Consider the following 25,133-nt stretch of genomic DNA (forward strand, 5'->3'; position numbering starts at 1 on the left):
GCCGCGCAGTCAGTGAAAGAGCGGATGAAAACACGCGGCGTACTCCATTGGCGCTGGGGAGGCGGGAAGCCATCGTATTGCCAAAATTCCTAAAGCACCAGCGCGGCCAGCAGGCTTTCCAGCCGCAACCGGCCCGCGGCCGTGGCCCGCAGGGTGTGGTGGATGGGATCAGGGACCAGATAGCCTTCTTCCACCGCCGCCGCCATGATGTCTGCATCGGTCGCGTCCTGTACCGTCATGCCGGTGCGGCGGGCGAAGCGCGTGGTGGAGATACCTTCCGCCAGCCGCAGCCCCATCAGCAGCATTTCACGCGCCCGGTCACGGTTATCCAGCCGTTCTTCCGCATGCGCGCCGGTGCCGGTGCGTTCCACCCTTTCCGCCCATGGTTCGGGCGCGCGGTGGCGGCGCGTGGCACAGGTCACGCCATTGCGGGTCAGTCGCCCATGCGCCCCCGGACCGATGCCCAGATAATCGCCATACCGCCAGTAGGTCAGGTTGTGGCGGCTTTCGGCGCCAGGACGGGCGTAGTTGGATATTTCATACCCCAGCAGCCCGTGGCGGGATGCGACCTCGGCGGTCAGTTCATACAACCGGGCCGCATCATCCCCATCGGGCAGGCGAAAGCGGCCCTGACGGTACAGGCTTTCGAATTTCGTACCCGGCTCGATGGTGAGCTGGTACAGCGACAGGTGATCCGACACCAGCGACAGCGCGGCCTCCAGTTCGGCACGCCATGCGGCGGCATCCTGCCCCGGGCGGGCATAGATCAGGTCGAATGAAATGCGTTCGAACAGGCTGCGTGCCGTCTCCAGCGCCGCAATGGCCTGTGGCGCGTCATGTTCGCGCCCCAGAAAACGCAGGGCCTCGGCATCAAGGCTCTGGATACCCACGGAAATGCGGTTGACCCCCGCATCACGGAAGGCGAGCAGCCTGCCGGTCTCCACGCTGGTGGGATTGGCTTCCAGCGTGATTTCGACATCATCCGTCAGGCCAAACAGGTCCCGGGCATCGTCAATCAGCCCGGCCACCGCATCCGGCGCCATGAGGGACGGCGTGCCGCCACCAAAGAAAATGGAGCCTATGGTCGGCCGTTCGCCCTGGCTTTCGCCCATGCGCGCCGCTTCATGCGCCAGTTCGCGCCGCAACGCCGCGCCGAAGCGGGCGCGGGGAATTTCATCACGCACATGGCTGTTGAAATCGCAGTAAGGGCATTTGGACAGGCAGAACGGCCAGTGCACGTACAGTGCCAGCGGTTCCGCCATGCCGGACAAGAGGCTGTCTGAAAAGCCCGCCAATGAAATCCCTTGCAAACCAGAAGAAGTTTTTGGTGAAGCTTTCTGCAGAAAGCTTCAAAGGGAATGTCGCCTTTCTGAAAAAAGGCGACACCCAAAAACTGTTATTGTTTTTTCAGATCGCCAGCCGCACGCCCAGTTCCACCACGCGGTCGGGTGGAATACGGAAAAACTCGGTCGCCGGCGTCGCGTTGCGCGCCATGAACAGGAACAGCGACATCCGCCACCGCGACAGCTTGGGCACGGAGGAACGGACAAGCAGTTCGCGGCTGGTGAAGTAGGAAGCCTGCAGTGCATCGAAATCCAGCCCGCTGGCCTTCAGGTCCTCCAGCGCGCGGGGCAGGTTGGGCATTTCCATGAAGCCGTAGCGCAGGATGATGCGGTAGATGTCGGGGGCCAGTTCCTGCAGCGCCACGCGGTGGCCATGATCGGCTTCGGGCTGGTCCAGCGTCTGCACGGTCACGAACAGCACGTGGTCATGCAGCACCTTGTTGTGCTTGAGGTTATGCAGCAGGCAGGCCGGCACGAAATCCGGGTTCCCGGTCATGTACACCGCCGTGCCCGGCACGCGGATGATGCGCGACTGCGGCAGGCGGGCCAGGAACGAGTTCATCGGCATGCTGTCCTGCTTCTGCCGGTTCATGATCAGCTGGCGGCCCTTCTTCCACGTCGTCATCATCAGCGTCAGCACGATGCCCAGCAGCACCGGCACCCAGCCGCCCTGCGGGATCTTGAGCGCGTTGGACGCAAAGAATGTCGTATCAAGCAGGAAAAAGCCGCCGAACGTTGCGATCGCGGCGGGCCGCGACCAGTGATACAGCCTGCGGAACACCACCATCGCCAGCACGCAGGTGCACATGAACGTGCCCGTCACCGCAATGCCGTAGGCCGAAGCCAACGCGTCCGAACTGCGGAAGGCCAGCACCAGCAGCAATGCGCCCACCATCAGGAAGCGGTTGAATTCCGGCAGGTAGATCTGGCCTTCCTCCTCCGCATTGGTGTGGGTCACGCGCATGCGCGGCAGGTAGCCCAGCTGGATGATCTGGCGGCACAGCGAGAACCCGCCCGAAATGCCCGCCTGGCTGGCAATGACCGTGGCGAAGGTGGACAGGATGATCATCGGCACCTGCAACCAGTGGGGGCCAAGCAGGAAGAACGGGTTGGCCAGCGCCTTGGGGTCCGAAATGATCAGCGCGCCCTGGCCCAGGTAATTCAGCGCAAGGCAGGGCAGCACGCAGAACAGCCACGCATACCGGATGGGCTGGCGGCCGAAATGCCCCATGTCGGCATACAGCGCCTCCGCCCCCGTGACCGACAGCACGACCGACCCGAGGGCAATGAACGACAGCCACCCGTGATAGACAATGAACTGCACGGCATAGGTGGGCGATATCGCCAGCAGCACCGCCGGGTGATGCAGGATCTGCAGCCCCCCAGTATGCCCAGCAGGCTGAACCACACCAGCATGATCGGCCCGAACACGGTGCCCACCTTGCCCGTGCCATAGCACTGGACCGAAAACAGGCCGACCAGCACCAGAAGCGCTATGGGAATGACCAGGTCACGGGCGGCGGGGAAGCTGACCTCCAGCCCCTCCACCGCCGAAAGCACGGAAATGGCGGGGGTGATCATGCCATCGCCAAAGAACAGGCAGGCGCCGCCGATTCCCACCATGCCCAGCGCAATGCGCATGCGGTTGCTCGGCGCCACGCGCTGGGCCAGCGACATGAGCGAGATGATCCCGCCTTCGCCATTATGGTCGGCGCGCATGATCAGGATGACGTATTTGACCGTCACGATCAGCAGCAGCGACCAGATGATCAGGCTGAGGACGCCCAGCACCTCCCACGGTGCGACGCGGTGATGCTGCGAGACGACCATGATGGTCGAGCGCAGGGCATAGATCGGGCTTGTGCCGATATCGCCAAACACCACGCCCAGCACGCCCAGCAGGGCGGCGAAGCCCACGGGGTTGGCCGCGTGTTCGTGCTGGTCCGCGCCGTATTCGGTAATCTTGGGCGTGGTCGTGGCCTTGTCCACGGCAGTTGCGCGATGACCTGCGCCATCCGGCGTCGTCGGGGATCCGGGGGCAGAAGGCCCCGTGGGTTGCGTCATGTCGTGACGGCTCCGCGGCAATGAAGACAGAAAACCGGCGTCACATCGCGACCGGATAGTCTCGCATTACCGCCTTGCCCCATGCGCAGCAAGGGTCGTCTCCGCTCAGGTGCCATTCAGGCACGTTCAGGCATGGGCCGGACGGGCGCCGAAAATCGCGCTGCCCACCCGCACCAGCGTGGCCCCACAGGCGATCGCGCGTTCGAAATCGGCCGACATGCCCATGGACACCACCGGCAGTCCATGCCGCGCCGCCATGTCCGCCAGCAGCCGGAAATGCGGGATCGGGTCCTGATCGTGCGGCGGGATGCACATGAGGCCACGCATCCTGTCCCCAAACCGCGTCATGCTGGCGGCGATGAAGGCATCGGCCTCTTCCAGTTTCACGCCTGATTTCTGGGTCTCGTCGCCCGTGTTCACCTGTACCAGCAGGTCTGGCAGGCGGCCTGCCTTTTCGGCCGCGCGCGCGATCGCGTCCGACAGGGAAGGGCGGTCGAGGCTTTCGATCATGTCCGCGATCCTGACGGCCTCCAGCGCCTTGTTGGTCTGCAGGCCACCGATGATGTGCAGCCGCAGGTCGGGCCAGCGCGTGCGCAGGCCAGGGAATTTCGCGGCGGCTTCCTGCACGCGGTTTTCACCGAATATCCGCTGTCCCGCCTCCAGCGCCGCGATGACGCTGGCCTGTGGATGGAACTTGGAAACGGCCACGAGTTCGATGGTGGAAGGGTCGCGGCCCGCCGCCCGCGCGCTGGCGGCAATGCGGGCGTGGATACCCGTCAGGGCATCCGCTATGGATGTGGATGTTGACATGGCTCTAGGCTTGGCCTGAATACCTCCCCGGTCAAGCCCCCGCATGTCGCAGCTTTCAGGTCAGGATTACATGAAGCCTTCCCCGTCCCCGTCACCCCGCCCCACTGGTCGCCGTCCCGACAAAGGTCGCCCCGACCGGCGTGGTGGCAAGGCCGCCCCTGATCCGACGCGCGACATCGCCTTTGACATCGTCGAAGGGGTGATCGTCCACCGCCGCATGCTCGATACGTCGCTGGACCACTCGGTCGCCGCCCGCACGGCTGAACCGCGTGACCGTGCCGCGGGCCACAGGCTGGCCGCGACCGTGCTGCGGCACATGGGCACCGCCAATGAAGTGCTGTCCCCGTTCCTCAAGCGCGAGCCGCCCGAACCCGTGCGCGTGGTGCTGCTGATCGGGGTGGCGCAGCTTCTGTTCCTTGACACGCCGGCGCATGCCGCCGTGGCCACGTCCGTGGCCCTTGCGCGCAGGCGTGGGCTGGTGCCGTTCGCGGGGCTGGTCAACGCCGTGCTGCGCCGCGTGGCCGCGGGCGGGACCGGGGCGCTGGACGGTCTGGACCAGGCGCGGCTGGATGTGCCGCCGTGGCTGTGGCAGTCATGGGGAAGCTTGCGCGTCCCATTGCCCGCGCGCTGGGCCATGAGCCGCCGCTGGACCTGACCATCCGCCCCGGCGCCGAAGCCCCGCCGGGGGGCGAGGTGATGCCGGGTGGCAGCGTGCGCTTCGCCGCGGGCACGGTAAAGGTCGTGGACCTGCCCGGCTTTGCCGAAGGCGCGTTCTGGGTGCAGGACATGGCGGCCAGCCTGCCCGCGCGGCTGCTGGATGTGAAGGCGGGCGAACGCGTGGCCGACCTGTGCGCGGCACCCGGTGGCAAGACCGCCCAGCTGGCCTTTGCGGGGGCGGAGGTGTTCGCCATCGAACGCGAAGGCCGCCGGATCGAACGCCTGCGCGCGAATCTGGCCCGCCTCGGGCTGTCGGGCGTGCAGGTGATCCATGAAGACGCGGCAAAGTGGCGGCCCGACGCCCCGCTGGACGCGATCCTGCTGGACGCGCCATGCTCGGCCACCGGTACCATCCGCCGCCACCCTGATGCCATGTGGATCAAGCGGCCGCGCGACATCGCCACCATGACCGAAGGGCAGGACCGGCTGCTGGCCGCCAGCCGTGACATGCTGCGACCGGGCGGGCGCGTGGTCTATGCCGTATGCTCGCTCCAGCCCGAGGAAGGTGAGCAGCGCGCGCTGGCCGCCGCCGCGATGGGGCTGGTCCCCGATCCCTTCACGCCAGACGAACTGGCTTTCCTGCCGCAGGCCCGCACGCCGGAAGGCTGGCTGCGCACCCATCCCGGCATGCTGGCGGATCTGGGCGGCATGGACGGCTTCTTCGCCGCGCGGTTCCGGCGCGCCTGATATGGACGCGGGGATGAGGAAAGATTCGCGTTAGTCATTGATTGCTGTTAAAAAACAGGCATGGCTGCTCTCGAAACTCCCCTTATCGCGCCCAGTGTCCTGTCGGCTGATTTCTCCCGCATGGCGGAGGAAGTCGCCGCCGTCGAACGCGCTGGTGCGGACTGGCTGCATCTGGATGTCATGGACGGGCATTTCGTGCCCAACCTGTCCATGGGGCCGCAACTGATCAAGGCGCTTCGCCCGAAATCGAAGCTGCCGTTTGACGTGCACCTGATGATCGCGCCGGTCGATCCGTATATTGAAGCCTTTGCAAAGGCCGGGGCCGATCATATCCACCTGCATGTGGAAGCCGGTCCCCATACCCACCGCTCGCTGCAGCATGTGCGCGACCATGGCGTGAAGCCCGGCGTCGCCATCTGTCCCGCCACCCCGCCCGAAGCGGTGGGCGAAGTGCTGGACCTGGTGGACATGATCCTGGTCATGACGGTCAATCCCGGTTTTGGTGGCCAGAAATTCCTGACCAGCCAGCTGCGCAAGATCGAAACCCTGCGTCGCATGGCTGATGCGACGGGACGTGACATCCGCATTGGTGTCGATGGCGGCATCAACCCGCAGACCGCGCCGCTGGCGGTTGCCGCGGGTGCTGACATGCTGGTCGCCGGCACGGCCGTGTACGGGCAGGATGATTATGCCGCGGCCATCAGGAACCTACGGACCGGGACGCATAACCCGGCGTGAGGGTATGGTCCCTGATGTGTCGGAGGGATAAGGCCCCATGCCGCTGAAGCGTCTGGCGCGGGGCGCGCGCCTTTCCTTTGCGCGGCTGCCCCTGCTGGGGGTGGCAGGCGGCTGCCTGTCGCGCCCGTCCATAATGTGCGTGACCTGTGGCCGGGCGACCCGGCGGCGGGTGCGCAGCTTGCCCGTGGCAGCCTGACATGGGCGGGCTATACCCATCCCGTCGGGCCGGGACAGTGGGATTCGCCGGATTTTGAACCCGCGTTCCGTGAAGGGCTGCTCAGTTTCCGCTGGTTGCGTGACCTGCGCGCGGTGGGCACCGACGCCGCGCGGCTGAAGGCGCGCGCGCTGGTTGATGACTGGCTGCACCATCCGTCGCAGGATCCGCTGGCGCTGGAATGCGGCGTGATTGGCGCGCGGGTCGCGGCGTGGCTGGGGCATTATGATTTCTTTGCCGCGTCGGCCAGCGATTCCTTCCGCCAGCGCCTCATGGCCCGCATCCTGGTGGAAGGGCGCACCATTGCCGCCCTCATGCCGCCGGAACGGCATGGCTGGCAGTCCCTGACCGCGCTGAAGGGGCTGCTGGCGGTGGCCGTGGCCATGCCGGAATATACCGGCTTCCTGACCCGGTACCGCCGCTATATCGATAACGAGGTGGAAAGCCAGATCCTGCCCGATGGCTGGCATATCGAACGCAGCCCGGAAGTACAGCTGCGCGCCGTGCGGGAACTGGCGGAAATGCGGGCCATGATGCAGGCGGTGCAGCATGCGCTGCCGCATGCGGTCGCCATCGCGCTGGACAAGATGTGTCCCGTGCTGCGGGCCATGCGGCATGGGGATGGCGGGCTTGCCCTGTTCAACGGCAGCCATGAACGCAGCGCAACACTGATCGAGATGGTGCTGTCGCAGGCCACGCGCACCCGTGTCGTGGCCCATTCCATGCCGGATGGCGGTTTCATGCGCATGCAGGCCATACGGTCGCTGCTGCTGGTGGATGTAGGGATTCCGGCGCCGCCCGAATATGACCGTAACGCGCATGCGGGGACGCTTTCATTCGAATTTTCCTGCGCGCGCCAGCGCCTGATCGTCAATTGCGGGGGCGGCGTACTGCCCGCGTGGAAGGAGGCCCTGCGCCAGACGGCCGCCCATTCCGTCGTGGTGGTGGAGGATATGTCGTCGTCCGAATTCGGGCCGGACGGCACGGTGCGGCGCAGGCCGGCCCATGTGGGCGTGGACCATGCCGTGGCCGAAGGGGCGCACTGGCTGAACCTGTCGCATGATGGCTATCACCCCTCGGCGGGGGTGACGTATTACCGCAGGCTGTATCTGGGTGGTGATGGCGAGATCCTGCGCGGGGAGGAAATGCTGGAAGGCGAACGTGAAGTGGCCTTCGTCCTGCGTCTGCACCTGCATCCATCGGTCAACGCGGTTGATGCGCAGGATGGTTCCATCCTGCTGGAAGCGGGCGAACAGCACTGGCGTTTCCGTGCGGCGGGTGGCGAAGTCGCCATTGAGGACAGCGTCTATTCCGGCGGTCAGGTGCCGCAGCCGACCCTGCAACTGGTCGTGCGTGTCGATCCCGCACGCCGCCAGCACGACGCGGAAGAGGGTGGCGGCACGGCCCTGCTGACGCAGGCTGACGGGCCGATGGGCAAGGTGCGACAGGTGGTACGCTGGGCGTTCAGGCGTGAAAAGCTGCTGCTGCTGACATGAAGATCCTTGAGATCACGAATGTTGATTTCTCGTTACGTCAGTTCCTGTTTCCCCTTATGCTGGCATTGCGCGACGATGGACATGACGTGGTCGGGGTCTGTGCCGATGGTCCCCTGCTGGCGGACGTCCGGGCATGTGGCCTGCGGGTCGAGACCGTGCCCATGTCACGCACCCTGTCCCCCTTTGCGCAATGGCGGGCATGGCGGGGGCTGGTGCGCCTGATCCGGGCGGAAAAGCCCGATATGGTCCATGCCCACATGCCCATAAGCGGCCTGCTGGCGCGTTTCGCGGCATGGCGTTGCGGCGTGCCCTGCATTGCCTATACCTGCCACGGTTTTCTGTTCAACCAGCCGGGATCGCGGGTGCGTCGCGGCGTGGCCCTTGCGCTGGAATGGCTGGCTGGCAGGGTGACCGACATCTACCTCACTGTATCGGACAGGGAGGCCCGCGATGCCCGCAGGCTGCATATCCACCCCCGTGCCACGGCCATTGGCAACGGGCGCGACCCGGCCACGTTCCATCCCATGCCCGAACAGCGCGCGGCCCTGCGTGCGCGGATGGGGGTAGGGGCGGATCAGGTTGTCATCCTTGCCGTTTCCCGCCTGGTGCGGGGCAAGGGCTATCCCGAACTGCTGGCGGCCATGCGTGCCCTACCTGATAATGCGGTGTTATGGGTGGTGGGCACGCGCCTGCCCAGCGACCGTGGCGAGAACCTTGGCGCGTGTTTTGCTGCGGCCCGTGCGGCACTTGGCGCGCGGCTGGTCATGTTTGGATACCGTGCGGATGTGGCGCGGGTCATGGCGGCTGCGGATATCTTTGTCCTGCCCAGCCATTTCGAGGGCCTGCCGATGAGCGTGATCGAAGCCATGCTGTGCGGCCTGCCGGTGGTGGCCAGCGACATTTCCGGCCCGTGCGACCAGGTGGTTTCCGGTCAGACCGGCCTGCTGGTGCCACCGGGCAATGTGCCACGGCTGGCTGCGGCGCTGGAACATCTGGTGCATGACGGCGCGTTACGCCAGCATATGGGCGAAGCTGGACGGATGCGCGCGCTGGCCTGTTACACACAGGCCGAAATCATGGCGCGCACCGTGCCCCTGCTGACGGCGGGGCATCCAGCCGTTGCAAAAAATGCCCTGCAAATCATGAAAAAGTTTTTGGTGAAGCTTTTTTCAAAAAGCTTCAGGAAGATGCCGCCTTTCTGAAAAAAAGGCGGCATCCAAGAATTTTTCTTTTTTATCAGCAGGTTGTTCTGGACTCTTCCCTTAACGTCCCGGGGCCTGCTGCTGCTGGCTGTCGCCACCACCCATGATCTGGATCAGCGCCTGCGTCTGTGCCGCATGGGACTTGAGCAGGCTGACATTGTCCGGGTTCAGCGCGGGCATGGACCGGCTGTCCTGTGACGGGTGCTGCATCACGGCGGCGGTCATGCCGAAGGTGGTGATGCCCATGACGAATTCACGCGCCGTCATGTGTCCCTGCTTCAGGATCGGTTCAAGCTGGGGCATGGCTTCCGTGCGCTTGATGGTGTCTTCGAGTGACATGTTCGGTGTCTCGGGCGGGGAAATGCGCGAGTTGCGGATCTGTTCCATCACCGGGGTCATGCGCGTGAAGAAATCCTTGGGCAGCTTGTAGCGCGCCACGGTTTCCATGTCATGCTGGATGGCGGCCTGCTGTGCCGCGCTGGGGGCCTGCTGTGTCATCTGCTGCGTGGGCTGCTGGGCCATGGCGGCGGAAAGAGGGGCCACGGCAAGGGCGCACGTGGCGGCCAAAAGCGTCTTGCGCACGAAGGAAGATATCATGGCTGGTTGCTCCATTCGCCCTGTCTCATCAGGGGTTCGCGGGTGCCGTCATGGTTGACGGCGTCCACATCGATCTTGCTGGACCCGATCATCCAGTCAATATGGATAAAGCTGGTATTGGCGCCCTGCTGCGCCAGATGGGCTTCGGTCAGGTTGTCGGTATCCAGCATGCACTTGGCATAGGACTGGCCAAGGGCGATGTGGCTGGCCGCGTTTTCATCAAACAGCGTATTGCGGAACAGGATGCCGCTTCTGGAAATGGGGGACGACGCGGGAACAAGCGCCACTTCACCCAGCCTGCGCGCGCCGTCATCGGTATCAAGGATTCGTTCAAGCACGTCCTGTCCCGTGCGGGCATGGGCTTCGGTAATGCGGCCATCCTCGAAACGCACGGCGATATCGTCAATCAGCGTGCCCTGGTGGAACAGTGGCTTGGTCGCGCGCACCGTCCCGCTGACCTTGCGGGCGTGGGGGGTGGTGAATACTTCCTCGGTCGGGATGTTGGGGTTGCAGATGATGCCGTTGCCCGCGGGTTCCGCGCCCCCGGCCCATGCATGCCCGTCAGCCAGCCCTACGGTCAGGTCCGTGTCCGGACCGCTGAAATGCAGGGCCGCGAAACGCCGTTCGTTCAGCCACGCCGCGCGTTTGCGCAGGTGGGCGTTATGGGCTTCCCATTCGGCGACCGGGTCATTCACCATGACGCGGGATGCCTGGAAAATCGCATCCCACAACCGGCTGACCGCCGCATCCACCGACAGGTCGGGAAAGACCTGCTGCGCCCATGCGGGCGTGGCGAAGGCCACAATGTTCCAGTTGATGGCGAAACGGGTGATCAGTTCCATGGCCGGACGCCCCGCGCGCGATGCGGCGCGGCCAACGCGGGAGACGCGCTCGGCCTTTTCATTGGCCAGCAGCACGGGATTGGCCCCCGTGATCGCCATGCGCGCGGCCCCCTTGCGGTAGGCATTGGCCATGCCGTCCTGCAGCCAGTCGGCGGCGGTATCCAGCGTATCATCGGCGGCATGGCGGAAGCGGGCAAGCGTCGCCACGTCATCGGCATAGAACGGCGTAACCAGTGATGCCCCGGCTTTATACGCGTGTTCCGTGATGCGGCGCACCAGTGGCACGGCATCCAGCGGGGCCGTGATCAGCAACTGCTGCCCATGCGCGATATTGACGCCAACCCGGACGGCGACTTCAGCCAGACGGTCCAGAAGATGTTCATGCTGGGGGGAAAGAACCATGCGTCATCATATCCTGATTAATGTTGACCGTTGTACCGCTCCATACATGCGCGAAGCGCAGGCACGATAGACGACACACCCCATTCACGTAAGATGGTAACTGCGCAGCAGGGGGGAAGGCATGAGTTCAATGAAACAGGCGTTACCGGGTTCCCGTCCCCTGTGCGCGGTATCCGCCGCACGCGCGGAACCCCAGCGGGTCATGTGCGATGGCCGCGCGCTGGTGGTGTGGATGGTGGAGGACGACCGCCCCGCCGTGCTGGATGACCGCTGCCCCCACGGCAATGCCCGGCTTTCCGCCGGTTACGTGCTGTATGGGCGCATTGTCTGTCCGCTGCACATGTGGACCTTTGGCCCCGACGGGCGCGCGCAGGCTCCCGGTGGGCGGATGGAGGCGGCGGGACCGATGCCGCGATCCCATGAATGCTGGGTCAGCGGGGATCAGGTCTGGGCGCGGATTGCGCCATAGGGGCCGCTGCGTCCCGTCTGATCCATTCCTGTATGACCGACAGGATATAGGCCTGCTGTCGTGCATCCAGCGCCTGCCCTGCGGGCATGGCGTGCCATTTGGCGACACAGCCCCGGCAGCATGTGCCCGTTGCATGCTGGGCGATGAAGACCGGATGGCCCCGCCACGGGGTCTGGCGGCCGTCCTTGTCCGGGTGGGCGGGCGCGAGTCGGGTGGCGATGAAATCCGCCGCGTGCGTCATGACTTCCGGCAGGCCCCGCGTCGCCAGATAATCGCGTTCCTTCGCCCCGAGGTGGAAGCGCGCGCGGAAACGTGAGTAGGCCAGCCGTTCCCACAATTCCCCGGCACGGCGGGTAATGAGTGCAGGTCCGGCATGGCCGGGCGGGGGCTTTCTGGCGGGACTGACGGCGTGGCGGGCGCGAACAGGTCGGGCTGTCGTGCCTGCGCCCTGTCCCGGCCTGGCCGCCTGCGTGTCATGGCCGTGCCCTTCAGGCGGGCTGGACCAGGATATGACGCTTGCGGCCCGATGACAGCTTGAGCGACCCGTCAATCAGGTCCCTGTCGGACACGACCTGTGCCTCGTCCTTTATCACCACGTCATTCACCCGCGCGCCCCCGCCACGGATCAGGCGACGGGCTTCCCCGTTGCTGGCGGCGAAACCGGCCTCCACGAACAGGCGAAAGGCGGGCACGCCTTCGGACAGCAGGGCGGCGGGCAGGTGGACGGTGGGCAGGGCGGCAGCCGTTACGGCCCCTTCCTCAAACGTGCGGCGTGCGGCCTCGGCGGCTTCCGTGGCGCCGGCGCGGCCGTGGCACAGGGCGGTGGCCTCGGTGGCGAGGATTTTTTTCGCTTCATTGATTTCCGCGCCACCAAGGGCGGCCAGACGGTCACATTCCGCGATCGGCAGTTCCGTGAACAGCCTGAGGAAGCGGCCGACATCCGCATCCTCCACATTGCGCCAGAACTGCCAGTAATCGAATACCGGCAGCCGACGCGCCGACAGCCAGACCGCACCCTGTGCCGTCTTGCCCATCTTTGCGCCGGAACTTGTGGTCAGCAGCGGCGTTGTCAGCCCGAATACCTGCGCGCCATTCATCCGGCGCACAAGGTCGATGCCCGATACGATGTTGCCCCACTGGTCCGATCCCCCCATTTGAAGGGTCACGCCATGACGGCTGTTGAGCTCCCGGAAATCATAGGACTGGAGGATGGAGTAATTGAACTCCAGGAACGTCAGGCCCTGCTCACGCTCCAGCCGCGACCGGACCGAGTCGAAGGACAGCATGCGGTTGACGGAAAAATGGATGCCCACATCACGCAGCAGGTCGATGTAGGACAGTCTGTCCAGCCAGTCGGCATTGTTGGTCAGCAGCGGATCGGTGGCGCCCGTGCCCAGCGGCAGGAACTGCTTCAGGCAGGCTTCCACCCCGCGCAGGTTGGTGGCGATGGTTTCCGCCGTCATGAGCTTGCGCGCTTCCTCGCGGAAGGACGGGTCGCCGATCTTCGCCGTGCCGCCGCCCACCAGGGCCACGGCGCGGTGGCCGTGGCGGTGCAGCAGGCGCAGCATCATGATCTGGATCAGGCTGCCCACGTGCAGGCTGTCCGCCGTGGGGTCGAAACCGATATAGCCCCCCACCGGACCGGCCTGCATGGCCGCGTCAAGCGCGTCCATGTCGGTGCACTGGAAAATGAAGCCGCGTGCTTCGGCTTCCCGGAGGAATTCACTCTTGGGCATGATCTGTTCCGCGCTGTGATGGGCATCGCTGGCCGGGCCGCCCCGGCGCGGACCAGCCTCTAGCATGTTCACGGCCCATGATGGAACAGCCCGGCCCGACCGGGATGGGTTATGGGCGTTAGTCGGCAGCCAGCGCCAGCGCCTTGCGGTTCATGACCGTGCTGACGTGGTCTTCCAGCGCCTCGGCCACCTGGTCCGCATGGTTGGCGAAGACGTGGTCGGCACCCTTGAAGATGCGGTAGTCTACGGTCACGCCCTTCTGGGTGTTCAGCTTGTCCACCAGCTTGCGCACGGCCGGTTCGGGCACGAGTTCGTCGTTTTCCCCCGCGATCATGAGCCCGCCACACGGGCACGGCGCAAGGAAGCCGAAATCATAGTGGTTGGCAGGCGGCGCCACGCTGATCCACCCCGTGATTTCGGGGCGGCGCATGAGCAGCTGCATGCCGACGAACGCACCGAACGAATACCCCGCGATCCACAGGCCGCTGGCGTTCGGATTGACCATCTGCATCCAGTCAAGGGCGGCGGCCGCGTCCGAAATCTCGCCAATGCCACCGTCATAGCGCCCCTGCGAGCGGCCAACCCCACGCGAATTGTAACGCATGACCGAGAAGCCCATTTTCTCGAACGCGCGGTACATCGCATAGGTGATGCGGTTATTCATGGTCCCGCCATGCAGCGGGTGGGGATGAAGTACCAGCGCAAGCGGCGCGTTGGGCGCGCTTGAATGGTGGTATCGACCTTCCAGGCGGCCATCAGGGCCGGCAAACATGACCTCAGGCATAGGTATCCCGCATTTGCATTTCCCCGCGCATTACAGGCATTGCAGCGGGAAAGGTTGCTGTTACAGCCCGTCCGACCGGCGATGCCCCGTCAGGTCGGCAGGCAGAGAAAATGCTGTCCTTCGGTGTCATCCGTGCCGGAAGCAGGAATACGTCGTGTATTCATCCGGTGATGGTGGCACGAAAAACAGAATTGATCCGGTCTGGTACGTCAGGCCGAAAGTATACCAACCCGCCTGATAATGGGCCTGCTGCCTACCGGATATAAAGTGCGTCTTTGGCAGGCGTGCCCTGCGCGGGGGGCAGATATGGTGATGCGTCGTGTTCACCCGGCATGGGGAAAAGGTTTTCCGCCGCTGGTCCGGGTGTGTCGTGTCGGTTCGCTCTCCTTGCCATGACCCGGATGACGGGCGGGCGACATTGAGGCAGCGGTATGGGAAAGGTGCGCGCACCCACCATAACACGTTGCAATAAATATTATGTTGCGCTGCCTTATAGCGGTGTGGATTCACAAAATGCCAGATAAATCGTAATCCACCTCGCAAAACGACTTGGCGTAACCATATGGCTGGACAGCATGAACACCCGACGCGACAGTTTTACCTACCTTGACGCCAACGCGTCCGAACCGCTCCGGCCGGAGGCCCTGGCGGCCATGGTGTCGGCTGCGGAAGTGGTGGGCAATCCGTCATCCGTCCACCGTGCGGGGCGTGCCGCGCGCGCCGTGCTGGAAACCGCGCGGGAGGATCTGGCCACCCTGTTTGGCGTGTCGGCTGAAAACTGTGTCCTGACCTCCGGCGGGACGGAGGCGAACGTGCTGGCCATCACCGGTCAGGCACAGGGCCGGCGGGTGCTGGTGGGGGCGACCGAACACGACGCCGTGCGGGGTGCGGCGCGGGCGGACGTGGTGCCGGTCCGGCCTGATGGCGTGCTGGACCGTGCCGCGCTGGAACGCATGCTGGCAGCCGATGGCGCGGCCCCGGCCCTGGTCTGTGTCATGCTGGCCAATAACGAAACCGGGGTCATCAATCCCGTGCGGGATATCGCAGCACTTTGCCACGCCCATGGGGCGTTGGTGCATGTGGACGCGGTGCAGGCGGCGGGTCGCATTCCCTTTGCCATCGGGGAACTGGGCGCGGATAGCATCGCGATTTCAGGCCATAAATTCGGTGGCCCGAAGGGGGCAGGCGCGCTGTTGCTGGCGGGGACCGGTTTCATGCCATCACCCCGCTGCTGGCCGGTGGTGGACAGGAACAGGGTCGGCGTGGTGGCACCCCCGCGCTACCCGCCATTGCCGGGATGGCCGCGGCGGCCAAAGTGGCGGCAGGGGACATGGCGCAACAGGCCGAAAGGCTCGGCGCATGGCGCGACCGGATCGAGACGGCGGCACTGAGCGTGGGCGCGCGGGTCTGCGGTGGCACGGCCCCGCGCCTGGCCAATACGACCAGCCTTGTGCTATCGGGACGGCGCGCACAGACGCAGTTGATCGCGCTGGACATGGCGGGATACTGCGTCTCGGCCGGGTCGGCGTGTTCATCGGGCAAGGTCACGCGGTCGCACGTGCTGGACGCCATGGGACTGGGGGAAGACGCAGGCTGCGCCATCCGCGTTTCCCTGCCGTGGTCGGCGGTACAGTCACAGGTGGATGGCTTCATCGCGGCCTATGACGCCATGGCGGCCCGGTTGCCCGCGTTGCAGGCGGGTGCGGCATGACCATGCCCGATGATCTGATCTATCTCGACTATCAGGCCACCACGCCATGCGATCCACGTGTGGTGGCGGAAATGATGCCGTGGTTTACCGAAAGATTCGCCAATCCCCACAGCCTTGACCATGCAGCGGGGCGTGCGGCGCATGACGCGGTGGAACAGGCCCGCGCCGAAGTGGCTGCGATACTGGGGGCGGACGTGCGCGAAATCGTGCTGACATCCGGTGCGACAGAGGCCAACAACATCGCCATCAAGGGCGCGGTGCGTCACCTGCTGGACCGGGGGGACGCGCGCAGGCGGGTGATTACGCTGGCGACCGAACATAAATGCGTGCTGGAATCGGTGCGTGACCTGGCGCGCGAAGGATGCGAGCCGGTGATCCTGCCGGTCAGGGCCGATGGCACACTGGACCCCGACGTGCTGGCTGATGCCCTGAGCGTGCCGACCCTGCTGGTCAGCATCATGGCCGCCAATAACGAAACCGGGGTGGTGCAGGACATGGCAGCCCTTGCGCCGCTGGTCCGCGGGGCGGGCGCGCTGCTGCACAGCGACCTGGCGCAGGCGGTGGGCAAGATGGATGTGGACGTGCGGGCGTGGGATCTCGATCTGGCGTCCGTGTCGGGGCACAAGCTGTATGGGCCGAAGGGAGTGGGGGCGCTGTTCGTGCGCCGCAGGCCGCGCGTGCGGCTGGCCCCGCTGTTTTCGGGTGGCGGGCAGGAACGTGGCCTGCGCTCTGGCACGCTGCCCGCGCCATTGGTGATCGGATTCGGCGCGGCCTGCCGCATTGCGCGCGACGAAGGGCCGGCGGAACGCGCGCGGGTCGCGGGGCTGCGGGACCGGCTGCTGGCGGCGTTAAGGGCGGGCTGCGATGGCATCCATGTCCATGGCGTCATGTCGGGGTCCGGGCGGCTGGCGGGAAACCTCAACCTGCGCTTTGACGGCGTGCGCGCGCTGGACCTGCTGGCGGCGGTACCACAGCTGTGCCTGTCCACCGGATCGGCCTGTTCATCGGCCGAAGTAACGCCATCCTATGTCCTGACGGCCATGGGGCTGGATGCGGTTCAGGCCGCCGGAGGCTTGCGTCTGGCCGTCGGACGCTATACCTCACCCGCCGATGTGGATCGCGCGGCGGTGATCCTGTGCCAGGCCGTGGCACGGTGCCGCGCGCAAGGCAGTGTTTCGCCCCATGACGGGCACACAGCACAGGCAGGATGAAAAGATGGCGCATATAACATTCATCGAGCGTGACGGCAGCCGCCGCGAAGTCGCGGCCCCGCTGGGCCTGTCCGTTCTGGAAATCGCTCACAAGAACGGGATCGACCTTGAGGGTGCGTGCGAGGGCTCGCTGGCCTGCGCCACCTGCCATGTGGTGGTGGACCCCGAATGGGCATCCCGGCTGACCCCGCCGACCGAGGACGAGGAAGATATGCTCGACCTGGCCTTCGGTCTGGAAAAGACATCGCGACTGGGCTGCCAGATCGTGATGACCGAGGCGCTGGACGGTCTGGTGGTGCGCCTGCCGCGCACGTCCTGACCGGCGGCCTGTTATACACCGCGCGTCATGAGACGCGCGCAACATGATGTTTGACGTGCGATGCCCGGGGGCGGATAGTCCTGCGGGCATTGCCTGTCATCGGGAAGTGGAACCAAGCCATGCGCATTCTTGTGGCCATGTCCGGCGGGGTGGACAGTTCCGTCGTTGCCGCCCGTCTGGTGGACGAGGGGCACGAGGTGATCGGCGCGACCCTCCAGCTGTATGATTCGCGCGAAAGCACGAAAAAGGGCGCATGCTGCGCGGGCCGTGACATTCATGACGCCCGCCGCGTGGCCGACCGGCTGGGCATTCCCCATTACGTGATCGACGCCGAACGTCGCTTCCATGACAGCGTGATCGGCACGTTTGCCGATGCCTATGCCGCGGGCGAGACCCCGGTGCCGTGTGTTGCGTGCAATCAGGGCGTGAAGTTTACCGACCTGCTGGGCATGGCACGTGACCTGGGGGTGGACGCCATGGCGACCGGCCATTACGTCCGCCGCGTGGACGGGCCGGATGGCGTGGAAATGCATCGTCCCGTTGACGCCGGGCGTGACCAGTCATGGTTCCTGTTCGCCACGACCCGCGACCAGCTTGATTTCCTGCGCTTCCCGCTGGGTGACATGCCCGACAAGGCCGCCGTGCGGGCGGAAGCCGAACGCTTTGGCCTGGCGGTCGCGGCCAAGCCCGACAGCCAGGACCTGTGTTTCGTGACCGATGGCTCATACGCCGGCCTGGTGGAAAAGCTGCGGCCCGATGTAACGGGCGCTGGTGAAATCGTGGACCGGTCCGGTCATGTGGTGGGCCAGCATGAAGGTGTGACCCGCTACACCGTGGGGCAGAGCAGGCGGCTGGGCAACGCCGCCATGCGGCAGGGCGAACGCCAGATGGTGGTGGGAATCGAACCCGCCACCCGTCGCGTGGTGATCGGCCCGCGCGCGCAGGCCGTGGCCCGCACGCTTATGCTGCGGGACATGAACTGGCTTGTGCCCCCGCCGGGGCCGGATGGCATGCGTTGCGCGGTGCAGATCCGCGCGCGCGAAGCCGCCCGGCCCGCCACGGTATGGCAGGCGGATGGCAATGGCGCGCGGGTGGAACTGGATGAAGGGGCGGTCCCCGCGCCGGGTCAGGCCTGCGTGATGTACGATGGCACACGGGTGCTGGGCGGTGGCTTCATCCGCCGGGCGGAAGCTGTTCAGGCCGGAAGCGAAGGAAAGGCGGCGTCATGAGTGATGGTATTCTGGTCATTGGCACGCGGCGGTATTCATCCTGGTCGCTGCGCGGGTGGCTGGCGGTGCGTCTGGCCGGGCTGGATGTGCGCGAACAGGTGATCCCGCTGGCCGATAACGGGGAAACCCCGGCCATCCGGACCATTTCGCCCAATGGCAAGGTGCCCTATCTGGAACATAAGGGTGTTGCGGTATGGGAAAGCATCGCAATCTGTGAATACTGCGCCGAACAGACGCCGGGCCTGTGGCCGGAGGATGTCCGCCAGCGTGCCTATGCCCGCAGCATCTCGGCTGAAATGCATGCGGGTTTCCGCGCCGTGCGGCAGGCCATGCCCATGAATATCGGTCGTGACAACCGCCCGCTGGCGGCGGGCACCACGCCGGACATCGATGCGGATATCGCCCGGATCGACGCCATCTGGACCGAGGCCCGGCTGGATTTTGGCAAGGATGGTCCGTTCCTGTTCGGGGCGACGTTCGGCATGGCGGATGCCATGTTCGCGCCCATCGTCTCGCGCTTCCTGTCCTATGGCATCAGTCCGTCGCCCGAATCGCGCGCCTACATGGCCGCCGTGCGCGCGCATCCGCTGGTCGATGACTGGTACCAGAAGGCCGCGCAGGAACCCGCGGAATGGCGGCAGTCCCGTTTCGAGGACATTGCCTGAGGGACCGCCCGTGACCATGCCATGGCGCGTGGCGGTGGTACTGCCCGCGCGTGAGGGATTTTCCCCTGGCGCCGTGGGGGCGATCGGGTTGCAGGTCGCCGCCCTTGCGGGGCCGCGGGACGTGATCGTGGGGCCACCGCTGGACGGGCCATCCCTGCTGCCGGATCATGACTACCGTGCCGTGCAGCCCGGGCTGTGGCCACCGGGGCGACGCAGCCTGCGTTATGCCGCAGCCATCGCGCGCGCGGTGGCCCAGACGGGCGCCGCCGTGGTGGAAGTCCACAACCGTCCCGATACCGCCCATTACATTGCCCGACACCGCCTGGAACAGCGCGTGCTGCTGGTGCTGCATAACGACCCGCAGGGCATGCGCGGGGCGGATACGCCTGGCCAGCGTCGTGACCTGCTGCGGTTGATGGATGTGGCCTGCGTATCGGGGTGGGTGCGGCAGCGGTTCCTTGACGGCCTGCCCGCGGCCTGCGCGCGGCAGGTCGGGCTGTCGCCCAATGGCGTGGCGTTGCCGGCAGTGGTGCCCCCCATGGCGCAGCGCGCGCGCCGCGTGCTGTTTGCCGGGCGGGTGGTGGCGGACAAGGGGGCGGACCTGTTTGTCGCCGCCTGCGGACAGCTTGCACGGACCCATCCCGACTGGAATTTCCGCATGATCGGCGCCGACCGTTTCCGCACCGATGCGCCACTGACCCCGTTCATGTCCGACCTGTTGCCCAAAGCCGCGGCGGCGGGCGTGGACATGACCGGATACAGGCCACATGCGGATGTTCTGGCGGCCATGGCGCAGGCGGCCATCGTGGTCGTGCCCAGCCGCTGGCCCGAGCCATTCGGCATGACGGCGCTGGAGGCCATGGCCGCCGGGGCCGCCCTGATCGCGTCCCCGGTGGGCGGACTGCCCGAAGTGGTGGGGAATGGCGGCCTGCTGTGCGCGCCCGAACCCGCAACGGGGCTGGCCCGGGCCATGGCCGGGTTGATGGACGATCTGCCCGCGCGTGAAGCCCTGACTGCACGCGGTCGGGCGCAGGCCGCGCGTTTCAGCATCGAACATGCCCGTGCCTGCCGCGATGCGATGCGTGATGCAGCCCTGCACCGGGGCGGGGCCTGACCCTCTTTTCCGTTTTTCTGTGCCGCCGGGTATGGGACACGCCGCCCCATGGCCCTATATCTGGGCACACAAGGCTTACGCCACGCATGATGCAGGCAATTTGAAAAGACCGGAGGCCATATGTCCGATACCGTTCAGGCGTCGCCAGACGCCACAGTCCAGAACACCCTCGTGCCGGTTACGGTGCTGACGGGATTCCTGGGGGCGGGCAAGACCACGCTGCTCAACCATATCCTGACGGCGCAGCACGGCCGCAAATACGCGGTGGTGGTGAACGAGTTCGGTGAACTTGGCGTGGACAACGACCTCGTGGTGGATGCCGACGAGGAAGTGTTCGAGATGAACAACGGCTGCATCTGCTGCACCGTGCGCGGCGACCTGATCCGCATTCTCGGCAACCTCATGAAGCGCCGGGCGAAGTTTGACGGCATCATTGTCGAGACCACCGGCCTGGCCGATCCCGCCCCCGTCGCCCAGACCTTTTTCGTGGACGAGGACGTGCGCGGCAAGACCCGGCTGGACGCCGTGGTCACGGTGGTCGATGCCTACAACGTCATCCAGACGCTTGATGAAAGCCCGGAGGCGGTGAACCAGATCGCGTTTGCCGATGTCATCATCCTCAACAAGACCGACCTGGTGGACGAAGTGGCGCTGGCCACCATCGAATCGCGCATCCGTTCCATCAACGCCGTCGGGCGCATCCACCGCGCGCAGCGCGGTGACGTGCCGCTGTCCGATGTGCTGGACCAGGGCGGGTTCGACCTGCAGCGCGCGCTGGAACACGCGCCGCGTTTCCTTGAGGATACCAGCCATTCCCATGAAGCGGACGTGACTTCCCTGTCCTATGAGGTGGAAGAACCGCTGGACGCCGCCAAGTTCCAGGCATGGATCGGCGCGGTGCTGCAGGAACAGGGGGCCGACATCCTGCGTGCCAAGGGCATCCTGAACTACGCTGGCGAGGACCAGCGTTTCGCCTTCCAGGCCGTGCACATGATGGCCGACGGCGGCTTCATCGGTCCGTGGAAGGAAGGTGAGCCGCGTGTCTCCCGCCTGGTCTTCATTGGCCGTAACCTCAACCGTCCGCAGCTTCGCCGCGGTTTTGAAAGCTGCCGTGCGAAATGAGCGATACCGTAAACGATACCATCCCCGCCGCCGGCCTGCTGGAACGCCGTGGGGCCATGCGCCAGATGGAAGGCCAGATTACCGGCTGCGCCATCTCACGCGACAGCCAGCAGGTCGCCTTCGCCACGGGTGAGGGCGACATCATGGTGGCGGGCCGGGCGGACTGGGGCCAGTCGGATGCATGGAACGTCATGACCGTGCATGATGGCGCGATCCTTGCCATTGCGCCCGATGCTGCCCCCACCGGCTTCCTGACCGGCGGCGATGACAACGCCCTGCGCCGTGTCGGCGCCGATGGCAGCGTCACGGACCTTGCAAAAGGTCGCCGCTGGATCGAGCACATCACGACATGGACCAATGGCAAGGGCGGCGTGATCGCCTTTGCATCGGGCAAGCAGGTCGAACTGCGCGATGCCGACGGGCAGACCACGCTGAAGGTGCTGGATCATCCCTCCACCGTCAGCGGCATCGTGTTCGATGCCAAGGGCAAGCGGATTGCCGCATCGCACTATAACGGCGCATCGATGTGGTTCGTGCAGGCGAAGGTGGATACCGTGCGTCCGCTGGAATGGAAGGGCAGCCATATCGGCATCGCCATCCATCCCGCCGGTGAGGCGCTGGTCACATCCATGCAGGAATCGGAACTGCATGGCTGGCGGCTGTCGGACGGGCATAACATGCGCATGAGCGGTTATCCGTCCAAGGTGCAGTCCATGGCCTTTACCCGCAATGGCAAGTGGCTGGTGACCAGCGGGGCGGACACCATCGTGATGTGGCCGTTCTTTGGTGGCGGCCCGATGGGCAAGCCCCCGGCCGAGGCCGGCGGCCTGCCGGGCGTCATGTGCACCCGTGTCGCCTGCCATCCCGTCCATGATATTGTGGCGGCGGGGTTTGCCGACGGATCGGTGCTGATGGCCGATACCGGGGCGCAGCGTATCCTGCCGGTATGCATCGGTGGATCGGGCGCGGTGACGGCGCTGGAATTCAGTCCCGATGGCTGCTGCCTTGCCTTTGGTTCGGAAGATGGCCGCGCCTGCGTTGTGGACCTGAGCGCCAAATAAAACGGGTTAAGTCATAAAGGTTTCTGGGTGCCGCCTTTTTTGAAAAAAGGCGGCGTTCGCTGAAGTTTCCTGAAAAAGGCTTCACCAGGAACTTTTCATGAATTGCGGGGCGTTATGCGCGTACTTCATATCATGGCCGCCCGGGGCAATGGTGGGGCTGAACTGTATTCCACCGATGTCATGCTCAGCCTGCACATGGCGGGACTGACGCAACGCGTGGTCATGCATCCTGCCGCCCTCCGCAGCAGGGAACTGCGGCATGCGGGCATGGCGGTGGAAACAGGCCCGCTGCGCCTGCCCCTGCGTCCCCTGATCCGCCATGCGCTGCATCGCCTGATCGAACGCATGCAGCCCGACCTGATCCATTGCTGGCTGCGCCGGGCGGCGGAACTGGTGCCGGCGCATACGGGTGTTCCCGTCATTGGCTGGTTTGGCAATTACAAGGATCTGCGCCCATTTGCGCATTGCGACTGGTTCGTGGGGTGCACGCCGGATATGGCCGAATCCATGCGCGAACGGGGCGCGCCACCTGACCGGGTGGCCTATGTGCCGACCTTTCCCTCCGTCATGCCGCAGGCGCCGGTTTCCCGCCAGTCGCTAGGTACACCAGATGATGCGCCGGTGCTGCTGGTGCTGTCGCGGCTGCATCCGGCCAAGGGACTGGAAACGCTGCTGGATGCACTGCCCCTGCTGCCGCGCTGCCATGTGTGGCTGGCGGGGGAAGGGGAACTGAAGGCGGCCCTTGCGGCCCAGGCGGCCCGTCTGGGCATTGCGGACCGGGTGCATTTCCTGGGCTGGCGTTCGGATCGGGGGGCTTTGCTGGCGGCGGCGGACATATGCGTGCTGCCGTCGCGTTATGAGCCCTTTGGCACTGTCATTCTGGATGCCTGGTCGGCGGATGTGCCGCTGGTGGCGTGTGCGGCCGCCGGGCCGCGCGCGCATGTGCGCGACGGGGATAATGGCATGCTGGTGCCCATTGATGACGCGCCCGCGCTGACCACCGCCATGCAGCGCGTGCTGGACGACCCGGCACTGGCCGCGCGGATCGTCGCAGGCGGCAGGCGGGATTATGAAGCGCGTTTTACCCGCCAGGCCGTAACCGCGCAGTGGCTTGCGCTGTATGAACGCGTGCTGTCAGCGCGTGGCAGGTAGCGGCGATGCAGGCGGCGGCCGTGGCGTCGCCACGGGCGGCCTGGGGGCCGAGGCCATGCCGTCAAGGAATGCTTCGGCCAGGGCCGCGTAAAGCGGCTGCGAACAGATCATGCGCGAGACGCCATAGGCAAGGAATGACGTGGCCAGCAGCGCCAGCGTCACCTGCTGGTTGTCGCACATTTCCATGACGATCACCGATGCGGTCAGTGGCGACTGCACCACGGCGGAAAAATAGGCGACCGTGCCCAGCAGCACCACGGCCCCCGGCGTGGTGTGCGGCAGGAACTGCGCCACCCATCCGCCAAACCCCGCCCCGATGGCCAGCGAGGGCGCGAACAGTCCCCCCGGAATGCCCGAACAGTAGGAAATGATGGTGGCGATGAATTTCAGGATGAAGAAGGATGCGGGATAATGCGTCTTGCCTTCAATGATTTCATGCGCCTGTTCATAGCCGGTGCCGTAGGTGATGCCGTCCGATGCAATGCCGATGATCGCCAGCAGCAGCCCGCAGGTGGCGGCAAACGCCACCGGCCTGCCACGGGCAAAGCGCCCCACCCCGCCGGGCAGGCCACGCGTGGCCCGGATCAGGATGGCCGAAAACACGCCGCCCCCGATCCCGCCAAGGATGCCGCAGGTGGGTACCGCGATCCAGCTTATGCCGATCGGCACCACTACGTCGGTATGGCCGAAATAGCTGTAGTTTCCCACCAGCGCGATGGCGGTCACGCCCGACAGGATCACCCCCGTCAGCATGGTGCCGCTGGTGCGCTGTTCGAATGAGTGGCTGAGTTCCTCGATCGCGAACACAATGCCGGCCAGCGGCGTATTGAACGCCGCCGATACGCCCGATGCCCCACCCGCCAGGATCAGCCCGCGGCGCATGCTGATGGTGGACAGGTTCAGCCACCGCCCGCAGGCATGCATGATGGCGGCGCCGATCTGCACGCTTGGCCCCTCGCGCCCGATGGAGGCGCCAGCGACCAGCCCCAGCGTGGTCAGCAGGATCTTGCCCGCCGCCACCCGCAGCGACAGCAGCCGGTCGATGATGGCGAAGTTTTCAAGGTGCAGCGTCGCGATGGTCTGGGGAATGCCGCTGCCCTGCGCGCCACGGAACCATGTGCGCGTCAGCCACGTGGACAGCGCCAGCCCCCCCGGCGTAAGCGCCAGCATGATCCATGGGCTGATGCCGATGATATGGTTGCGCACCGTAGCCGCTGCGTCCGCCGCCATGGCGAAACCCACCGCAACTACACCGACCACCACGGCGGCCGCCCAGCACGCCAGCTTGCGCCGCCACTGCTCGGTCGTGATGCGGGCGGAACGACGCAGGTGGCGCATGTGCTTCCTGCGGATTTCAGTAAGGTCGGTTCGCATTACCGGTCATCTACTTTCAGCAACGGCACTGACAGTTAAAACCGGGCGGGGACAGTCCGGTTGCGGGACAAGGG

At 65.7% G+C, this 25,133-nt stretch carries 18 protein-coding genes and 5 pseudogenes; 14 read left to right on the forward strand and 9 right to left on the reverse strand.

The window, feature by feature from the left end; translation table 11 throughout:
• Nucleotides 1-89 precede the first annotated feature (89 nt).
• The 3 genes and pseudogenes from hemW to S101446_RS13495 form a co-directional block, all read right to left on the reverse strand.
• On the reverse strand, nt 90-1,262 hold the full coding sequence (gene hemW, locus S101446_RS13485) for a radical SAM family heme chaperone HemW (RefSeq protein WP_087608572.1): 1,173 nt from the start codon (nt 1,260-1,262) through the stop codon (nt 90-92).
• A 145-nt stretch (nt 1,263-1,407) separates the two neighbouring features.
• Nucleotides 1,408-3,407: pseudogene (locus tag S101446_RS13490) on the reverse strand (potassium transporter Kup).
• 126 nt (nt 3,408-3,533) lie between these two features.
• The gene (locus S101446_RS13495; protein WP_087608573.1) at nt 3,534-4,217 is read right to left on the reverse strand and encodes a YggS family pyridoxal phosphate-dependent enzyme; all 684 of its coding nucleotides are present in this window, start codon (nt 4,215-4,217) and stop codon (nt 3,534-3,536) included.
• 70 nt (nt 4,218-4,287) lie between these two features.
• Here S101446_RS13495 and S101446_RS13500 point away from each other — a divergent pair.
• The 4 genes and pseudogenes from S101446_RS13500 (at nt 4,288) to S101446_RS13515 (ending at nt 9,271) form a co-directional block, all read left to right on the forward strand.
• Nucleotides 4,288-5,621, forward strand: a pseudogene (locus S101446_RS13500) (RsmB/NOP family class I SAM-dependent RNA methyltransferase).
• 60 nt (nt 5,622-5,681) lie between these two features.
• Nucleotides 5,682-6,359, forward strand: coding sequence for a ribulose-phosphate 3-epimerase (rpe, locus tag S101446_RS13505; RefSeq protein ID WP_053323381.1), 678 nt, complete (start codon nt 5,682-5,684; stop codon nt 6,357-6,359).
• Nucleotides 6,360-6,396: 37 nt separating this feature from the next.
• Nucleotides 6,397-8,069, forward strand: a pseudogene (locus S101446_RS13510) (heparinase II/III family protein).
• Nucleotides 8,066-9,271 carry a glycosyltransferase family 4 protein gene (locus S101446_RS13515; protein ID WP_087608574.1) on the forward strand — a complete coding sequence of 402 codons (1,206 nt, stop codon included), beginning with the start codon at nt 8,066-8,068 and terminating at the stop codon, nt 9,269-9,271. Before S101446_RS13510 ends, S101446_RS13515 begins: the two are co-directional and overlap by 4 nt.
• A gap of 60 nt (nt 9,272-9,331) precedes the next feature.
• On the opposite strand, the gene S101446_RS13520 is transcribed toward S101446_RS13515, so the two are convergent.
• The gene (locus S101446_RS13520) at nt 9,332-9,868 is read right to left on the reverse strand and encodes a hypothetical protein (protein WP_010507257.1); all 537 of its coding nucleotides are present in this window, start codon (nt 9,866-9,868) and stop codon (nt 9,332-9,334) included.
• Complete coding sequence (locus S101446_RS13525) at nt 9,865-11,112, reverse strand: aminopeptidase (RefSeq protein WP_010507255.1); 1,248 nt, start codon at nt 11,110-11,112, stop codon at nt 9,865-9,867. The genes S101446_RS13520 and S101446_RS13525 overlap by 4 nt, the downstream gene beginning before the upstream one ends.
• 121 nt (nt 11,113-11,233) lie before the next feature.
• Between S101446_RS13525 and S101446_RS13530 the strand changes: the two genes are divergently transcribed.
• Nucleotides 11,234-11,581 carry a Rieske (2Fe-2S) protein gene (locus S101446_RS13530; protein ID WP_235450371.1) on the forward strand — a complete coding sequence of 116 codons (348 nt, stop codon included), beginning with the start codon at nt 11,234-11,236 and terminating at the stop codon, nt 11,579-11,581.
• Here S101446_RS13530 and S101446_RS13535 read toward each other — a convergent pair.
• The 3 genes and pseudogenes from S101446_RS13535 to S101446_RS13545 all read right to left on the reverse strand — a co-directional run bounded on the left by S101446_RS13535 (nt 11,544) and on the right by S101446_RS13545 (nt 14,101).
• Nucleotides 11,544-12,058 (reverse strand): annotated as a pseudogene (locus S101446_RS13535) (DUF4186 domain-containing protein). The gene S101446_RS13530 and the pseudogene S101446_RS13535 sit on opposite strands and share 38 nt — an antisense overlap.
• A gap of 11 nt (nt 12,059-12,069) precedes the next feature.
• Nucleotides 12,070-13,317 carry a tyrosine--tRNA ligase gene (gene tyrS / locus S101446_RS13540; protein WP_167376461.1) on the reverse strand — a complete coding sequence of 416 codons (1,248 nt, stop codon included), beginning with the start codon at nt 13,315-13,317 and terminating at the stop codon, nt 12,070-12,072.
• 118 nt (nt 13,318-13,435) lie between these two features.
• Nucleotides 13,436-14,101, reverse strand: a complete 666-nt coding sequence (locus S101446_RS13545) for an alpha/beta hydrolase (RefSeq protein WP_010507247.1) — start codon at nt 14,099-14,101, stop codon at nt 13,436-13,438.
• 575 nt (nt 14,102-14,676) lie between these two features.
• Between S101446_RS13545 and S101446_RS13550 the strand changes: the two are divergent.
• The 9 genes and pseudogenes from S101446_RS13550 to S101446_RS13590 all read left to right on the forward strand — a co-directional run bounded on the left by S101446_RS13550 (nt 14,677) and on the right by S101446_RS13590 (nt 23,685).
• Nucleotides 14,677-15,812 (forward strand): annotated as a pseudogene (locus S101446_RS13550) (cysteine desulfurase family protein).
• Nucleotides 15,809-17,023, forward strand: a complete 1,215-nt coding sequence (locus S101446_RS13555) for a cysteine desulfurase family protein (RefSeq protein WP_087608576.1) — start codon at nt 15,809-15,811, stop codon at nt 17,021-17,023. The pseudogene S101446_RS13550 and the gene S101446_RS13555 overlap by 4 nt, the downstream one beginning before the upstream one ends.
• Nucleotides 17,024-17,027: 4 nt before the next feature.
• A complete protein-coding gene (locus S101446_RS13560) occupies nt 17,028-17,342 on the forward strand; it encodes a ferredoxin family 2Fe-2S iron-sulfur cluster binding protein (RefSeq protein ID WP_019085133.1) in 315 nt (104 codons plus the stop codon).
• Between the two features lie 119 nt (nt 17,343-17,461).
• Nucleotides 17,462-18,571: a tRNA 2-thiouridine(34) synthase MnmA gene (gene mnmA, locus S101446_RS13565; protein ID WP_010507243.1), complete on the forward strand. Its 1,110-nt coding sequence runs from the start codon at nt 17,462-17,464 to the stop codon at nt 18,569-18,571.
• On the forward strand, nt 18,568-19,236 hold the full coding sequence (locus S101446_RS13570; protein ID WP_019085131.1) for a glutathione S-transferase family protein: 669 nt from the start codon (nt 18,568-18,570) through the stop codon (nt 19,234-19,236). The genes mnmA and S101446_RS13570 overlap by 4 nt, the downstream gene beginning before the upstream one ends.
• 16 nt (nt 19,237-19,252) lie before the next feature.
• Entirely contained in the window at nt 19,253-20,350 is a 1,098-nt protein-coding gene (locus S101446_RS13575; protein ID WP_087608893.1) for a glycosyltransferase family 4 protein, read from the forward strand.
• A gap of 120 nt (nt 20,351-20,470) precedes the next feature.
• On the forward strand, nt 20,471-21,472 hold the full coding sequence (locus tag S101446_RS13580; RefSeq protein WP_087608577.1) for a CobW family GTP-binding protein: 1,002 nt from the start codon (nt 20,471-20,473) through the stop codon (nt 21,470-21,472).
• Nucleotides 21,469-22,533: a WD40 repeat domain-containing protein gene (locus tag S101446_RS13585; RefSeq protein ID WP_087608578.1), complete on the forward strand. Its 1,065-nt coding sequence runs from the start codon at nt 21,469-21,471 to the stop codon at nt 22,531-22,533. The genes S101446_RS13580 and S101446_RS13585 overlap by 4 nt, the downstream gene beginning before the upstream one ends.
• Before the next feature lie 114 nt (nt 22,534-22,647).
• On the forward strand, nt 22,648-23,685 hold the full coding sequence (locus S101446_RS13590) for a glycosyltransferase (protein WP_087608579.1): 1,038 nt from the start codon (nt 22,648-22,650) through the stop codon (nt 23,683-23,685).
• On the opposite strand, the gene S101446_RS13595 is transcribed toward S101446_RS13590, so the two are convergent.
• A complete protein-coding gene (locus tag S101446_RS13595) occupies nt 23,668-25,023 on the reverse strand; it encodes a chloride channel protein (protein WP_087608580.1) in 1,356 nt (451 codons plus the stop codon). The two genes, S101446_RS13590 and S101446_RS13595, sit on opposite strands and share 18 nt — an antisense overlap.
• Nucleotides 25,024-25,133: the final 110 nt, after the last annotated feature.

Source organism: Komagataeibacter europaeus, from assembly GCF_002173515.1.
Classification (GTDB): Bacteria; Pseudomonadota; Alphaproteobacteria; order Acetobacterales; family Acetobacteraceae; genus Komagataeibacter; species Komagataeibacter europaeus.

Coding starts and splice junctions, on each gene's coding strand:
- S101446_RS13595 (WP_087608580.1), bottom strand. CDS start 25,023: ATGCGCCACCTGCGTCGTTCCGCCCGCATCACGACCGAGCAGTGGCGG.
- S101446_RS13590 (WP_087608579.1), top strand. CDS start 22,648: ATGCGCGTACTTCATATCATGGCCGCCCGGGGCAATGGTGGGGCTGAA.
- S101446_RS13575 (WP_087608893.1), top strand. CDS start 19,253: ATGCCATGGCGCGTGGCGGTGGTACTGCCCGCGCGTGAGGGATTTTCC.
- S101446_RS13520 (WP_010507257.1), bottom strand. CDS start 9,868: ATGATATCTTCCTTCGTGCGCAAGACGCTTTTGGCCGCCACGTGCGCC.
- S101446_RS13530 (WP_235450371.1), top strand. CDS start 11,234: ATGAGTTCAATGAAACAGGCGTTACCGGGTTCCCGTCCCCTGTGCGCG.
- S101446_RS13560 (WP_019085133.1), top strand. CDS start 17,028: ATGGCGCATATAACATTCATCGAGCGTGACGGCAGCCGCCGCGAAGTC.
- mnmA (WP_010507243.1), top strand. CDS start 17,462: ATGCGCATTCTTGTGGCCATGTCCGGCGGGGTGGACAGTTCCGTCGTT.
- tyrS (WP_167376461.1), bottom strand. CDS start 13,317: ATGCCCAAGAGTGAATTCCTCCGGGAAGCCGAAGCACGCGGCTTCATT.
- S101446_RS13525 (WP_010507255.1), bottom strand. CDS start 11,112: ATGGTTCTTTCCCCCCAGCATGAACATCTTCTGGACCGTCTGGCTGAA.
- S101446_RS13555 (WP_087608576.1), top strand. CDS start 15,809: ATGACCATGCCCGATGATCTGATCTATCTCGACTATCAGGCCACCACG.
- S101446_RS13545 (WP_010507247.1), bottom strand. CDS start 14,101: ATGCCTGAGGTCATGTTTGCCGGCCCTGATGGCCGCCTGGAAGGTCGA.
- S101446_RS13495 (WP_087608573.1), bottom strand. CDS start 4,217: ATGTCAACATCCACATCCATAGCGGATGCCCTGACGGGTATCCACGCC.
- S101446_RS13580 (WP_087608577.1), top strand. CDS start 20,471: ATGTCCGATACCGTTCAGGCGTCGCCAGACGCCACAGTCCAGAACACC.
- rpe (WP_053323381.1), top strand. CDS start 5,682: ATGGCTGCTCTCGAAACTCCCCTTATCGCGCCCAGTGTCCTGTCGGCT.
- hemW (WP_087608572.1), bottom strand. CDS start 1,262: ATGGCGGAACCGCTGGCACTGTACGTGCACTGGCCGTTCTGCCTGTCC.
- S101446_RS13570 (WP_019085131.1), top strand. CDS start 18,568: ATGAGTGATGGTATTCTGGTCATTGGCACGCGGCGGTATTCATCCTGG.
- S101446_RS13515 (WP_087608574.1), top strand. CDS start 8,066: ATGAAGATCCTTGAGATCACGAATGTTGATTTCTCGTTACGTCAGTTC.
- S101446_RS13585 (WP_087608578.1), top strand. CDS start 21,469: ATGAGCGATACCGTAAACGATACCATCCCCGCCGCCGGCCTGCTGGAA.